Consider the following 13,373-nt stretch of genomic DNA (forward strand, 5'->3'; position numbering starts at 1 on the left):
GCCTGTGGGCTGCTTTGTGGATAAGCGTGTTCACAAGCCCGCAAAGCCCCACCAGCATTGGCTCTGCACACTGCGCCTATTTTTTAGGCAGTCGATGAGGCGTCCATTTGACTGGCTGAATCTTGTGGTAGCGGGAGTGCAAGCTGGGTTAATCTCGCGGCCTTTGTCACTGAGCGCGCGCGCCTTCAACCCATGGCCCAACCCGATTTCAGCCCCTCTGCCGACCGCAACAAACACCCGATCCTGGAAACGCTACAGACCTTTCTGCCTGCGCAAGGCTCGGCACTGGAGATTGCCTCGGGCACTGGCCAGCATGTGGTGTGGCTGGCGCAACATATGCCGCTGTGGACTTGGCAGCCCACCGAGGTACACCCCGGCGCGCTCTACAACATCGAGGTGCGCGCCACTGAGGCCGACCTGGCCAATGTGAACGTGGCGCTGCCGCTGGACGTGTGCAAGACGCCCTGGCAGCTGGAAGACACGCCGTTTGATTTGATTTTGTGCATCAACATGCTGCACATTGCGCCCTGGTCCGCCTGCGCCGCGCTGATGCAGGGCGCAGCCACGCACCTCGCGCCGAGCGGAGTACTGGTCACCTACGGGCCTTACTTCGAGGCAGACGTCGTGCCCACACAAAGCAACTTGGACTTTGACCAGAGCCTGCGCACGCACGACCCCAGTTTTGGCATTCGCCAGCTGGCCGATGTGCAGGCACAGGCCGCCTTGGCAGGCCTGCACCTTCAGGCGCGCCATGCGCTGCCAGCCCACAACCTGCTGCTGGTCTGGGGCCGCACCGCCGCCTGAGCCGAGGCGCTAAACCAGCTTCTCGACCGACACCGGATGGCGCGGCTGCCCGGTGGCGGCAAAGTGGTCGATGTTGTCCAGCGTGGTGGCCGCAATGGCGGCCAGTGCATCTTCGGTAAAAAAGGCCTGGTGCCCGGTGACCACCACATTGGGAAAGGTGAGCAGGCGCGCAAACACATCATCCTGAATCGCCGCGCCCGAGAGATCGCGGAAGAACAGGTCGCCCTCTTCCTCGTACACATCCAGCCCCATGGCGCCCAGTTGACCGCTTTTCAGGGCCTCAATGGCAGCCCGCGTGTCCACCACGGCGCCACGGCTGGTGTTGACCAGCATGGCACCGCGCTTCATGCCGGCAAAGGCCGCAGCGTCTATCAGGTGGCGGGTGTGTGGCGTGAGTGGGCAGTTCAGGCTCACCACGTCGCTGCGCGCCAGCAGCTCGGGCAGCGGTACGTACTGCACACCCAGGGCCACACAAGCCAGGTTGGGCTGCGGGTCCGTCGCCAGGAGCGTGCAGCCAAAGCCGGTCATCATGCGGCAAAAGGTCTCGCCAATGCGGCCCGTGCCGACCACGCCGATGGTGCGGCCATGCAGGTCAAAGCCCAGCAGGCCGTCCAGCGCAAAGTTGCCTTCGCGCACCCGGGCGTAGGCGCGGTGGATCTTGCGGTTCAGCGTGAGTAGCAAGGCCAGCGTGTGCTCTGCTACGGCATAGGGCGAGTATTCGGGCACGCGTCCTACCGCCATACCTAGCTCGGCCGCGGCTGCCAAGTCCACCTGGTTAAACCCTGCGCAACGCAGCACCACCAAGCGCACGCCCAGCGCATGGAGGGCCTGCAGCACATCGCGCGGCAGCTGGTCGTTCACAAACACACATACCGCATCCGCCCCGGCTGCCGTGGCCACAGTAGTCGCGTCCAGCCGCACATCCAGAAAAGTCCAGCGGTGCGGCGTGCCCTGTGCGGCAGCGCTCAGGGCGGCACGGTCATAAGGGCGGGTGCTGTAAACAGTGATGTGCATGGCAGGCTCAGTGGCAGGGGTGTCATCCATCTTACGGCGGGCTAGGTTAACCTCGCCGCCTCAGCAACCAAGGAAACCCATGAAAAAACTCCACGTCACCATCAAGCTCGAAATGTCCGTCCCCGACGAATGGGAGTTGGTCGAAACCTCTGAGGGCACGCCCGTCCTGAGCCTGCCCAACGGCCAGTTTCTGGACATGGCCATCGAACCCCTGTTTGCCACCAACCCCGAAGAAACCTGGGCCAGCACCGAGAGCGAAGACGAGCTCAACGACATCCTGGACATGGTCGAGAGCGAGGAAGTGGCCTACGAATTCGTGGTGCACTAAGCACCACCAACCCACCGGGCCTGAGCTTCAGGCCAGATCCAGCGCGTGGAACACGCGAATGGCCGCATACGCGTCATTCGCGGCGTACACCAGCTGCGACTCACTCAGCCGCGCATTGGCCCAGTTGCTGGTGGCGGCTTTTTTGGACTTCATGAAGCGCTGGTTGAACAACACGGCCACCGCGCCCTTCACGCCCATGTCCTTGCGGTAACCGCGCTCGCGGAACACCGTGTTGAGCTCCAAAATGCCCTGGGGCTGCACGCCCAGCTTGCTCACAATCCGTTTTTTGTCGTCACCCAGACCAAATCCGGCCTTGGCGATGCCGCCCAACGCCAGTAGCTCGGCCGCAACGGCGCTGCAGGCTGGATCCATCAACTGGAACACCCAGGCGCGGTCCAGCGTGGCCAGTTGCAGAATGTGCGGTCCATCGGACACGTCACCCACCTTGAAGGTGGGTTTGGACTCGGTATCAAACCCCCAGGCGGGGGTGTCGGTCAAGGCAGCATAGGCCTCTTTGGCCTCTGCGCCGGTACTTACCAGGGTAATGCGGTCCAGCCCCAGCCGCTCGAATGGCGGCAATAGGGCGATGGTCTCTTTGTCGGGGGTGGGGTGGCGTTCCTGCATGGGGCGTATCATCGGCCACCCGCCTTTGTTGGCCCAGGACCCCCATGAAAAAGACATTTCCCCTTGCCGTAGAAGGCAAACACCCTGAGCGCCTGCTCGAAGCCACCAAGCACGAAATCCGCAAATACGTGAAGCGCGAGCGTCGTCGTGACCTGCCCGAAGGCGTCGATTTTTGGGACTTTGACTGCCGCTTTGGCCCCACCGAAGACGCCGCCCAGACCGCCCATCTGGCAGAAATCACCAAGCTGATTGATGCCGTGGTGCAAAGCGGCGGCACGCAGTTTTACGTAGAAATTCTGGCCAAACACGGCGTGCGCAAGGCACGTGACCCGAGCGAAGCACCCACCGCGGGCGACTTTTTGGACGCCTGAAGCCGCGCCGCGGGCTGCGCTGCCGCTAAATGCGGCCGGCCAGCGCCCCCGCCTGCGCCAGCCAGCGTGCGCGGTTCGCGGGCGTAGAGCTGACCACGGGGCCCAATGACAGCGTCTTGCGCACCCGGATGCCACAAAACTCCAGCGTGGTCTTGCGCATCTGGTGAATGGCCGGCATGCGGTAACACCAGCGGAAGTACCAGGGCGGTGTGTCCATGGGCACCAGCAGGTGCGCGGTGCGCCCTTTCAGCAGCGGCACCGGAAACGGTGACCCGGCGTTGAACTTGAAGGCATAGCCTGAGATGAAGGCGCGGTCCAGAAAGCCCTTTAGCAGCGCCGGCACCCCGCCCCACCACACCGGAAATACCCAAGCCATGTGCTGCGCCCAGGCCATGCTGTCCTGCGCGGCAAGCAAGTCGGGCTCCAGCGGCTGGTGGTGCGGGTTGCTGCCGTGCAAAAGCGGATCGAACGCCAGATCGGCCAGATGCAAGACACGCACCGTGTGGCCCGCAGCACGCGCGGCTGCGGCATAGGTTTCGGCCAGGGCTGCGCTAAAGGTATTGCGGCCTGAGTGGCCCACGATGACGAGGACGTTTTTGCCAGTGGGCAGGGACATGGTTGCAGTTCCGGTAGTGAAGGAACGACGACCCTAAGTCTGCCCCCGGGGGCAGAGTCAAGCGCAAGCGGTCAGGGGCACGGGCAACTGCGTCTCGGTGCAGGCAGTAATCTCGGTGTGGATGGCCTGCAGCTGGGCATCCAGTGCCTGCAAGCGGGCCACGTCCCGCGCAATGTCCGTGCGGCGCTGCGCCACCTGGCGCAACAGCGCGGCCCAATCGGGCTCGGCCGTGCGCCCCCGCAACACGGGCACCACCTCGGCCAGGCGCAGCCCCACAGCCTGGGCCTGCTTGATCATGCGCACCAGCATCAGGTGCTGTTCGGTATAGACGCGGTACTTGCCCAAGCGCTGCACGCGGCCCAGCAGCCCCAGCGATTCATAGAGGCGAATGGCTTTGGCGCTGGCACCGCTCTGGGCGGCCAGTGCCCCGATGTACATCACCATTAGCGCCCCCCTGCCGCACGCAGCAGCTCGGCCACATGGACCTGCTTGCGCGCCAAGGCATGCTGCAAGGGGGTCACACCTTGGGCGTCGGCCAGGTTGACATTGGCTTTGGCGGCAATCAGCAAGCGCACAATTTCTGCATGCGCCAGCCCGCCGCCACCCAGAATCACGGCCTCCAGCAAGGCGGTCCAGCCCAGGTTGTTGATGTGATCGACCGCAATACGGGTGGTGAGCAGCAGCCGCACCGTCTCCACATGGCCGTAGTGGCACGCAGGAATCAGGGCAGTGCCGCCATAACGGTTGGTGCTGGCCAGATCCGCCCCGGCAGCCAGGGTGATTTGCACAATATCGGTATAGCCGCTGGCACTGGCCAGCAAGAAGGCACTGTCTTGCTGCGCGTCCTGTGCATTCACATTGGCCCCGCGTGCAACCAGCAGGCGCACCACATCCACGTGCTTGCCCTGGGTCGCGGCCAGCACAGGGGTGACGTTTTTGCTGCGCGCCGTGTCAGCCCTCGACTCGATGGGCGCACCGTCATCCAGCAAGGCCAGCACCTTGGCCAATTGCCCACGTGCCGCAGCATCGACCAACTCGGGGTTGTTTCCCGTCAGATGCACGGGCTGGGCCAAGGCGTTGCTGCCCAGCAGATACAGGGCGGTCAGGGTGGCGTGGCGGCGGTTCAGTGTCATGGTGCTCAGTTCTTATCCTGGGGAAGCCGCTGTTGTAACAGCTGCGCAGGTTCCCTCCGCGCAAGTGTCGTCTTGGGAACGTGGAGCCGACGATGCCACGGTGTCAGGCCAGTACCGCCCGCCGCTTGCCAGCTTGTTTGGCGCGGTACAGCGCCTGGTCGGCAGCAAGTGCCAAGGTTTTGGTGTCAGCGCCATGGCGCGGAAACAGGGCTACGCCCGCGCTGGCCGACACCGGAGCCAATACCTGGGGGTAAGGCTCCGAGAGAGCCTCCACGATGCGTTCGGCCGTGTCCATGGCCGCCGCCTGGTCAACCTCGGTCAGCAAGAGGATGAATTCGTCCCCGCCGATGCGGGCCACGATGTCGGACGCGCGGATCGCCGCCTGAATGCGCTGTGCTACCGTTTTCAGCACGTCATCCCCCGTTGCATGACCTTGCGTGTCGTTCACGGTCTTGAATCCGTCCAGGTCGATCGCCACCACCGCCAAGGTGTGGCCTCGCCGGTGGGCAAACGCCAGATTCCGGTCCGCCACTTCGTCAAACAATAAGCGGTTAGGCAACGCAGTCAGCGCATCATGCTGGGCAAAAAACTTGACTTGCTTCATGGCCTGCGAGGCCTGCAACAAGGCGGCACCCACGGCTTCCGTTTCTTGCAGACGGATGGTGGGGAGAACGACCTCCTCCCCCCGGCTCAGTGCCTGGGCTGCATCATTGAGTTCGCGCACCGAGGCCAGCACGCGCAAAGAGATGGTGCGCGCCAACCACAAGCCCAAGCCATAGGCTGCCACAACACCGCAAAGCACCCAACCCAGATGGGCGAGAAGGTCCTCCAACAACACCGCACGCGGGGCTCCCACCACCACCCGCCAACGCCAAACCTTGGAGGTGGTGTAGGCCGTAAACACAGAAACGTCGTCCTTGGTCTTTGACAGCAAGGTATCGTTGTCCCGCAGGGCTATGGCCGCTATCAGCTCGGGCACTGCCGGCTGGCCCAGGTAACGCTCGACATCGCGCGAACGGCCCACAATCTGGCCACTGCTATCGAGCACCGCCACCAGCCAGCCCGGCGGAAGGTGCTGCTGATCCAACAATGCCTGAACCCGCGCAGGGTCCAGCCCGATATTGAGGCTGTAAACCACTTGCTCACCGACCTTCACGGGCACCCCCATGGCCACGGCGGGGCGCCGCACGACGGGGCCCATAAACACATCGGTCAACACGCTGGTCTGTTCGGTAAATACGCGTGCTATCTCTGGCGGAGTCCCGGTCATGGGCAAGGGGGATCCCCAAGGGCGCAGTGTGTTGAGCAATTGCCGCCCCTGTGCGTCGGTGAGGATGTAGTTGTAGGCCAAACCGGTGGGCAGGGCATCAGTGGCGCGCTGGTGAAAACCGCGCAAATTGCCTGCTGCCAATTCAGGCGCAGTTGCCATGACCTTGAGACCGGCTTCGATGGAAGCCAAATCACGCTCCAAATCTGCCAAGATGGATTGGCCCAGCAGCACCGTTTGTTGCTCGACCTGCGCACGGCGCAATTGGTAAGTGGAAAACGTGAGCAGGCCGCTTACCAGCGTGGCGGGCAGCACACACACGAACACCAAAAGCCTCAGATTGCTACGCAATGAGTAGGAGCGATCTGACAGCTTGAACAGCAGCATGTAGTGTGGTGCCTGACGCTTGGTTTCCCTGACCTGCACACTATGGCAGATGCTGGAGCCGCGCGCAATCCGCACCTGCACACCGCTGCATAAATGATAGTGGTACGCATTGCCGCCACGGGCCCGGCGGTGCTATTTCTTAAAAAAATTCAAAAAAAACTTACCCCATTTTCATGGAGACAACGCTGTGGATAACCCGCAGGACAAGCCGCCAAAACCGCGCCAGCTGTGGCTCGCCACACGACGCCTTTTTTTTAGGCAGCTCGCACAGTCAGCGGAACGAGAAACCGCAGATTTGTCAATGAGGGAAAAATCTGTGCTAGCAAAAGTGAACGGTTTGTGAAAAGTTAGAAACCGTTTTCCAGCTGCCACAAGTTGCACCCGAAAACTGTGTGTGACTTTGTGGATAACTATGTTCACAAGCGGCAAAACCCGCGCCAACAGGGGCTTTGCCAGGGTTGCCTGCTAAATGACCAGTCCGGGAACCTTTTGCTTGCTGGCACACTCCACCCACGCTGCGACTTTGGTCGCACAGGTCTGTTATCCAAACTCCCCAATTACCTATGCCGAAAGCTACCCCAACACCCCGCGCCCAACGCCAACGCTTGCACCTGCTGGCCCTGCCCTTGGTGGCGGCTGTAAGTGGATTGGCTGCCTGCTCCAAAACAGAAGATGCCGCCACAACAGCGCCCGCCGCCAGCGCCCTGCCCCCCGCACAGGCCTATGAAAAAGTGGCCACTACCGGCAAGGGGTTCACCGTGGGGGCCTTGATGAGCGCCAACCCGGTGTTTGTCTTGTTCGACCCCCAGTGCCCGCACTGCGGCCATTTGTGGCAAACCTCGCAGCCCTTGCTGGGCAAAGTCAAGTTCGTTTGGGTACCGGTGTCTTTCATCAACGGAAAGAGTGCGCCCCAAGGTGCAGCCATCCTGGCGGCCGGCAACCCGGCCGAATTCATGACGGCACACGAGGCCTCCCTGCTGGCAGGCACGGGCGGCGCCCCCCTGCCCGCCAGCATGTCACCCGAGCACGAGGCCACCATCAAGGCCAACACCGAGTTGTTCAACAGCCTGAAAGTGGAATCGGTGCCCTACATCCTTGCCAAGAACCTCAAGACTGGCACCGTGGTGACCAATGCCGGCGCCATGGAGACCGCCGCCTTGGCCGATTTTCTGGGCGTGTAAACCCTGAGCAGCGTATTTTGCTATGTTTTTGCTAGCTGCTTGCGCATAATCCATGGGGGCTTAGGCCCCTTTTTCATGGATTTTCGGGAGACAACATGCGACGCAAGATAGGCATGGCAGCCGCCGTAGTGGCCGCACTGGGTTTGGGAGGGTTCTTTACCCTGCCACGCATCCTGGACCAGCGGATGAACAGTGTGGCCCTGGCCGGACCTTACACCGCAAACGCACGCGTCACTGCGCTGCACAGCACCCTGTTTGTGGCGGACCTGCACGACGATGCGCTCTTGTGGTCGCGCGACCTGCTCAAGCGCTACGACTACGGCCACACGGACCTGCCGCGCCTGCAAGAAGGCAAGGTAAGCCTGCAGGTCTTTAGCACCGTGACCAAGACGCCCAAGGGCCTGAACTTTGAGCGCAATGCGGGCGATACCGACAGCCTCAACGCCCTGGTGATGGCCCAGCGCTGGCCCGTGGCCACCTGGAACAGCCTGCTCGATCGCGCCCTGTTCCAGAGCGAAAAATTACACCGGGCGGCTGCAGGCAGTGCAGGTGGAATGCAGATCGTGCGCAGCCAGGCCGAACTGGCCGCCCTCACCCAGGGGCAGCCCCCTGCTGGAGGCACACTCATCGCGCTGCTGGCTACCGAAGGCCTACACCCGCTGGAGAGCAAGCTGGAAAACATCGACACGCTGTTTGATGCAGGCTTTCGCATCACCGGGCTGACGCACTTCTTTGACAACGAAGTGGGCGGCTCAGCCCACGGACTGGAGAAAGGCGGACTAACACCGTTTGGCAAACAGGTGGTCGCGCGCCTGCAAGAGAAAAGCATGCTGGTAGACCTGGCCCATGCCTCGCCCCAACTGATTGACGACGTACTTGCCATCACCCGGCGCCCGGTGCTGGTGTCCCACACCGGCGTGCAAGGCACCTGCCCCGGCCCACGCAACCTCAGTGACCGCCACATCAAGGCGATTGCCGCCACAGGTGGCGTGATGGGGATTGGCTACTTTGAGGGTGCAGTCTGCGGCCTGAGCACGGCGGCCATCGTCAATGCTATCCGTTACACCGCCGACCTCGTGGGTGTGCAGCACGTGGCGCTGGGCTCGGACTTTGATGGCGCCACCAAAACCGCCTTTGACACCACAGGCCTGATTCACCTCACGGCGGGCTTGCTGGACGTCGGCTTTTCGGACACGGATGTGGCCGCAATCATGGGTGGCAATGTGCTGCGCCTGCTGCAGGCGCAGCTCCCGGCCAAGTGAACCAAGGGCGCTACAGCACCGCGTAGCGCCCGGGCCGGTGGTTGATGGCGATGAAGAGACTCATCACCACCGCCGCCAGCACCGAATAGGCCACGCGCACCGGGTCCACCACGGTCAGGGCCAGCAGCACAATGGTGCAGTCCATGCCCATTTGCACCACACCGGCGCGCCAGCCGCGCGACTGCTGCAGGTACAGCGACACGATGGTGGCACCGCCCAGACTGGCCCGGTGCCGCGCCAGAAACAGGCAGCCAGAACCCAGCAGCAGTCCGCCCAGCACCGCGGCATACGCAGGGTGTAGCCGCTCGATGGCAAACAGGCGTGGCGACCACTCGGCCATGGCCGACAAAAACGTGATGGCCACAAAGGTCTTGAGCGTGAACTCGCGCCCCATGCGCCGCCAGGCAAACCAGTAAAACGGCAGGTTGATGAGGAAAAACAGCTTGCCCAAGCTCACGCCCGTGGCGTAGTGCAACACGAAGGCCACCCCCGCCGTGCCGCCAGTCAATAGGCCGGCCTGCGCAAACAGGATCAGTGCTAGGCTGACGAATAGCGTGCCGGTGAAGATGGCCTGCGCGTCTTCGAACAGCGTGTGGGTGTGCACCGGGGCAGTGAGGGGATTCATATCGGGCATGGAGCAAACATTGTGCCGCGCCACTGCGCCACGGTTCACCAACTCGCCGGGTCGACCCTGAAAAAGCCGCGCAGCTCCACATAGACCTGCGGGTACTCGGCCGCCAGCGCGCGGCCCTGCTCAAAAAACACTTCAGTCACCACGGCAAAAAATTCCGCCGGATCTTGCGCACCGTAGTGGTTCAGCAGGCCCTGCTCCCCCATGAAGACCTGTTGCCGCAGGTGTTCGTAGGCGTCTTCAAACACCCGCTGCCAGCGCGCGGCGTTGTAGCGCGCGTCGCCCACCGCTGGCAGCGGTGCACCCACGGCACGACCATTCTCCTGATCCAGCTGGTGGGCAAACTCGTGGATCACCACATTGCGGCCATCATCAGGCGTGGCGGAGCCGTCCAGCGTGTCCTGCCAGGACAGAACCACCTGCCCCTCGCCCCAGGATTCGCCGGCCAGCGCTTCGCGCTGCTCCAGCTGCACGCCCGCAGCATCGGTGTGGCGGCGGTTTACCACAAAGGCGCCGGGGTACATCAGGATTTGCCGCACCTTGGGGAAATACGCCGCAGCGTCGGGGCGGTTGAGCAATAGCAGGCAGGCGTTGGCCGCCACCACCACCCGCATCTCTTCGGTGACCTCCAGGCCGGCGCAGCCAATGAAGGTCTTCTCGGCCACAAACACCTGCATGTGCTGCTTGAGCTGCAGTTGCAGGTCGGCCGGCAAACGGGCCACCAACGGTACACGGCGGCGCAGCAGCGTGCGCCAGTGTTTGGGAAACGGCTGCGCCTGCAATCGGCGGCGCTGTCGGCGCTGCCACCAGGGGTAGCCCAGCAGCCAAGCCAAGAGCCCGGCGGCGGCCAGGCAAAACACAACAAAGGCCACAGGGCTCCCATCCAATGCGTTGCAGGAACGCCGTAGCTGGAGGCCCAAAGGCCTTTTTCAAGCGATGAATCGCCCCCTATCGCGTGACCAGCACCGGCACCGGGCTTTCGGCTACCACCTTGGTCGCCACGCTGCCCAGCATGAGCCGAACAATACCGGTTCTGCCATGGGAGCCCAGCACGATCAGGTCGGCCCCAACCTCGGTCGCCGCTTGCACGATGCCGCTGGCCGCAGTCACCCCCTCCACCAGTTTCACCTGCAGAGCCACCGCCGGGCCCCCTTCTTGGCATTGGGCTTGGGCCTGCGCGTGGGCCTGGGCAGCCAACTCTTGGGATGCGGCCGCGTAAGCCTGGTAGCCTAAGGGGTTGGCCTCGCCCACGCCCAAGTAGGGGTAGGGGTCTGCCACGTACACCGCAGTGAGCTGGGCGCCATGCGCACGGGCCAGGCCCACCGCCAGGGTGCCCGCATGGGCCGACGCCGTGGAGCCATCGGTGGCCAAAAGAATGTGTTTGAACATACGCACCTCTCCTTCCAAAAAAATACACCAGACACCATGCTGCGCGCGGGCTGCGCTACAGTCATTGATATAGATCAGGCACGGCAGAGATGCAAGCCCGGCTACTGAATTGCTACTATTTTTATAGCTAATGGCGCACACCACACGGGGGCCAAAGGCCTATTTGACTTAAAAACCATGACACATACACCCTTCTGGCGTCTGGGCCTTGGCGCTGCCCTGCTGGCCGGTGCGACTGCGGCCCTGGCCGTGCAGGACTGCGAGTTCAACGGCAAATCCATCAACACCAACAATGGCGCCGAGACCGCAGGCAAGAGCGGCATGGTGCGCTGCAAGGACCGCGACAGCGGCCTGATGGAACGCGAGTACGAACTGCGCAACGGTGACTCGGTGGGTCTGTCGCGTTACTTCCGCAACGGCAAGCTGGCCAAGGAGTTCACCATCACCGCCAATGGCCCGCACGAGGGCCTGGAACGCGAGTGGGCAGCCAATGGCCAACTGGTGCTGGAATTCACCAACGTCAAAGGCAACGCACGCGGCCTGCGCCGCAGTTGGTATGAGGATGGCAGCCCCAAAGCGGTGGAATGGGTGGCCGATACCGAGCGCGAGGGCGCCAGTGTCCAGTTCACGTCCGGCAAACAGCTCGCCAGCCTGCGCTGCGGCCCCAAGCCCTTGCTGGCCCCACACGTGAATGACGCAGCACTGTGCGGCTTTGGCGGCAGTGCCAGCACGGTGTCCACCTACAGCAGCAGCGGCAAGTTGCGCGGCACCCAAACCCTGCTCGCCGGAGTAGTGCAAAAACAGGCCGTGCTGATGGACAACGGCAAGCCACAAGAGGAGATGGAACGCCAGGGCAGCAACCTTTTCGAGCGCTTTTATGCAGAGGACGGTAGCAAGCGCCGCGAGAAGCTCTGGACGGAGGCCGAGAAGCCAGCCGCGCTGCTGCGCGACTCGGAATACCACGCCAGCGGCACCTTGGTGCGTGAGCGTCTGTACGCGCTGGTGGAGGCGGGTGGACGCAAGCGTAGCCGCCTGGCCAGCGAGGCCACCTACTACCTGAATGGCCAACCCAAGAGCAAAGACATCTACACGCAAGAGGGCAACGCTGAGCTGCGCGACAGCCAGCGCTTCAGTGACAAAGGCACGCTGCGCGCCCAAGGGCGGTATGCACTCGATGGGCGCTACGGTGAACGCACCGTGGGCGTGCACCAGTTCTTCTTTGACAACGGCAAGCCCGAACTGGAAGAGCACTACGACAACAAGGGCACCCTCAAACGCCAGCGTGAGTGGGACGTATCCGGAAAGCTGCTCAGTGATGACGAGTTGTTTGAAGACGGATCACGCAAAGCATTCGCCCGCTGAGTAGCTGTCACACAAGGGAACTACACTGGGGCCAAAAAGGCACACAAGGCCCCCATGCCCCCGTCGTTGAGACAACTATTCGCCGCGCTATTGCTGGTCTGTCCTTTGTGGGCACAAGCCCAGCCGATGCGGTACGTGTACCCGCCACCCGAGAGCGGGTCTGACGTTCGTCTGAACTACTACTGGGAGCTGTTGCAAGCCGCGCTGGACGAGACCGCCGGCAAGTGGGGCCCTTACGCCCTCCAAGCCAGCCCCAAGGTCATGAATGCAGGGCGGGCCGAGCTCTTGCTCGCTGCCTCCTCGGATATCAGTGTGATGGCGCGCACCACCAGCATCGCACGGGAAAACGCACTACACCCCATCCGGATTCCGCTCGACAAAGGATTAACCGGCTACCGCTTGTTTCTCATCAAGGCCGATACGCAAGCGTGGACCGATCCCGTCCGCACGCTGGAACAGCTACAACAACTGTCCATTGGCCAGGGCGCCACCTGGGTGGACACCGACATCTTGCGTGCCAACGGATTCACGGTGGTCACGGCTCCCAGCTATGACTTGCTGCTTCCCATGCTGAACTCCAACCGGTTTGACCTGTTCTCGCGCGGGGTCAACGAAATCAGCCAGGAACTCGCCAGCGGAAGCCGCACATACCCGGCATTGGCGATTGAGCGTAAGTTGCTGCTGTACTACCCGCTCCCCCGTTACTTTTTCTTCCCGCGCACCGCCGAAGGTGAGCGCCTGGCCCAGCGTGCCGAAGAGGGTTTGCGCCTGCTGATGAAAAACGGAAAGTTCGAAAAAAAGTACCAAATTTTCAAAAAATCCATCTTGAGCGGGCTGCAACTCAGCGGACGGCGCGTCTTCAAGATTACCAATCCCCTCCTGCCCGCGCAGACCCCTTTGGCAGACCGTGATCTGTGGGATTCCTTGGAGACAGAGTTGCGCGCGAAGCCCTGACGGTGGCCTGGCGCTGCAGGGCAGGCAAAAAGCAGCCCACTCCGCTATAT

General features: G+C 62.7%; 16 protein-coding genes. 7 read left to right on the top strand and 9 right to left on the bottom strand.

What is annotated here, in order from left to right:
- Positions 1 to 192: 192 nt before the first annotated feature.
- Complete coding sequence (locus U5O12_RS06695) at positions 193 to 804, top strand: DUF938 domain-containing protein (protein ID WP_322577884.1); 612 nt, start codon at positions 193 to 195, stop codon at positions 802 to 804.
- Positions 805 to 813: 9 nt separating this feature from the next.
- On the opposite strand, the gene U5O12_RS06700 is transcribed toward U5O12_RS06695, so the two are convergent.
- Positions 814 to 1,818: a 2-hydroxyacid dehydrogenase gene (locus U5O12_RS06700; RefSeq protein ID WP_322577885.1), complete on the bottom strand. Its 1,005-nt coding sequence runs from the start codon at positions 1,816 to 1,818 to the stop codon at positions 814 to 816.
- Between the two features lie 79 nt (positions 1,819 to 1,897).
- On the opposite strand from U5O12_RS06700, the gene U5O12_RS06705 reads away from it, so the two are divergent.
- The gene (locus tag U5O12_RS06705; protein ID WP_105262314.1) at positions 1,898 to 2,146 is read left to right on the top strand and encodes a hypothetical protein; all 249 of its coding nucleotides are present in this window, start codon (positions 1,898 to 1,900) and stop codon (positions 2,144 to 2,146) included.
- 27 nt (positions 2,147 to 2,173) lie between these two features.
- Here U5O12_RS06705 and U5O12_RS06710 read toward each other — a convergent pair whose 3' ends face one another.
- A complete protein-coding gene (locus tag U5O12_RS06710) occupies positions 2,174 to 2,770 on the bottom strand; it encodes a 3'-5' exonuclease (protein WP_322577886.1) in 597 nt (198 codons plus the stop codon).
- A 44-nt stretch (positions 2,771 to 2,814) separates the two neighbouring features.
- Between U5O12_RS06710 and U5O12_RS06715 the strand changes: the two genes are divergently transcribed.
- Positions 2,815 to 3,141 (top strand): DUF6172 family protein, encoded by a 327-nt coding sequence (locus tag U5O12_RS06715; protein ID WP_322577887.1) that lies wholly within the window; start codon positions 2,815 to 2,817, stop codon positions 3,139 to 3,141.
- A gap of 25 nt (positions 3,142 to 3,166) precedes the next feature.
- Here U5O12_RS06715 and U5O12_RS06720 read toward each other — a convergent pair whose 3' ends face one another.
- The 4 genes from U5O12_RS06720 to U5O12_RS06735 form a co-directional block, all read right to left on the bottom strand.
- Entirely contained in the window at positions 3,167 to 3,757 is a 591-nt protein-coding gene (locus U5O12_RS06720; RefSeq protein WP_322577888.1) for an NAD(P)H-dependent oxidoreductase, read from the bottom strand.
- Positions 3,758 to 3,814: 57 nt separating this feature from the next.
- The gene (locus U5O12_RS06725; protein WP_322577889.1) at positions 3,815 to 4,201 is read right to left on the bottom strand and encodes a MerR family transcriptional regulator; all 387 of its coding nucleotides are present in this window, start codon (positions 4,199 to 4,201) and stop codon (positions 3,815 to 3,817) included.
- Positions 4,201 to 4,890, bottom strand: a complete 690-nt coding sequence (locus U5O12_RS06730) for an ankyrin repeat domain-containing protein (protein WP_322577890.1) — start codon at positions 4,888 to 4,890, stop codon at positions 4,201 to 4,203. The genes U5O12_RS06725 and U5O12_RS06730 overlap by 1 nt, the downstream gene beginning before the upstream one ends.
- A gap of 103 nt (positions 4,891 to 4,993) precedes the next feature.
- Positions 4,994 to 6,544 carry a sensor domain-containing diguanylate cyclase gene (locus tag U5O12_RS06735; protein WP_322577891.1) on the bottom strand — a complete coding sequence of 517 codons (1,551 nt, stop codon included), beginning with the start codon at positions 6,542 to 6,544 and terminating at the stop codon, positions 4,994 to 4,996.
- Positions 6,545 to 7,107: 563 nt separating this feature from the next.
- Between U5O12_RS06735 and U5O12_RS06740 the strand changes: the two genes are divergently transcribed.
- Positions 7,108 to 7,725, top strand: a complete 618-nt coding sequence (locus U5O12_RS06740; protein ID WP_322577892.1) for a thioredoxin fold domain-containing protein — start codon at positions 7,108 to 7,110, stop codon at positions 7,723 to 7,725.
- A 95-nt stretch (positions 7,726 to 7,820) separates the two neighbouring features.
- Positions 7,821 to 8,987, top strand: coding sequence for a dipeptidase (locus tag U5O12_RS06745; protein ID WP_322577893.1), 1,167 nt, complete (start codon positions 7,821 to 7,823; stop codon positions 8,985 to 8,987).
- Between the two features lie 10 nt (positions 8,988 to 8,997).
- Here the strand turns inward: U5O12_RS06745 and U5O12_RS06750 are convergent, their stop codons facing one another.
- The 3 genes from U5O12_RS06750 to U5O12_RS06760 form a co-directional block, all read right to left on the bottom strand.
- Positions 8,998 to 9,612, bottom strand: coding sequence for a YitT family protein (locus U5O12_RS06750; protein ID WP_322577894.1), 615 nt, complete (start codon positions 9,610 to 9,612; stop codon positions 8,998 to 9,000).
- Between the two features lie 44 nt (positions 9,613 to 9,656).
- Positions 9,657 to 10,490 carry a M90 family metallopeptidase gene (locus U5O12_RS06755; RefSeq protein WP_322577895.1) on the bottom strand — a complete coding sequence of 278 codons (834 nt, stop codon included), beginning with the start codon at positions 10,488 to 10,490 and terminating at the stop codon, positions 9,657 to 9,659.
- 76 nt (positions 10,491 to 10,566) lie between these two features.
- Complete coding sequence (locus U5O12_RS06760; protein ID WP_322577896.1) at positions 10,567 to 11,007, bottom strand: universal stress protein; 441 nt, start codon at positions 11,005 to 11,007, stop codon at positions 10,567 to 10,569.
- A 177-nt stretch (positions 11,008 to 11,184) separates the two neighbouring features.
- Here U5O12_RS06760 and U5O12_RS06765 point away from each other — a divergent pair, with 177 nt between their 5' ends.
- Positions 11,185 to 12,369 (top strand): hypothetical protein, encoded by a 1,185-nt coding sequence (locus U5O12_RS06765; RefSeq protein WP_322577897.1) that lies wholly within the window; start codon positions 11,185 to 11,187, stop codon positions 12,367 to 12,369.
- Between the two features lie 54 nt (positions 12,370 to 12,423).
- Positions 12,424 to 13,323: a hypothetical protein gene (locus tag U5O12_RS06770; RefSeq protein WP_322577898.1), complete on the top strand. Its 900-nt coding sequence runs from the start codon at positions 12,424 to 12,426 to the stop codon at positions 13,321 to 13,323.
- Positions 13,324 to 13,373 lie beyond the last annotated feature (50 nt).

This window comes from Rhodoferax sp., from assembly GCF_034519335.1.
Classification (GTDB): Bacteria; Pseudomonadota; Gammaproteobacteria; order Burkholderiales; family Burkholderiaceae_C; genus Allorhodoferax.